Annotated in this window: 1 pseudogene; it reads right to left on the bottom strand. The window is 69.5% G+C overall.

The annotated features are described in order from the left end of the window. Positions 1-239 (bottom strand): annotated as a pseudogene (locus EXE44_RS19345) (sulfite exporter TauE/SafE family protein); the annotation flags it as partial.

Below are 239 nucleotides of genomic sequence, written 5' to 3'. Positions count from 1 at the left end.
GCGCCCGGGATCCGGTCGAGGAGCGCCATCCCGACGACCGTTCCGACGAGCGCGGCGACGAGCAGGGGTGCGAACCGAGTTCCACACGTTCGCAGCTCCTCGCGGGTGAGGTCGCCCACGAGCGCGACGTTCACGGCGAACATCGGGACGATCATGAACGCGACGGCGGTCGCGGGATCGAGCGTCGCGGCGAGCACCATGGTCCCAACGAAGGCGAATCCGAACCCTGCGACCCCGTT

The sequence above is a fragment of the Halorubrum sp. SS7 genome (assembly GCF_005435055.1).
Taxonomy (GTDB): Archaea; Halobacteriota; Halobacteria; order Halobacteriales; family Haloferacaceae; genus Halorubrum; species Halorubrum salinarum.
The sequence above is the reverse complement of the archived record's forward strand: the minus strand, read 5'-3'. Positions and strand labels throughout refer to the sequence as shown.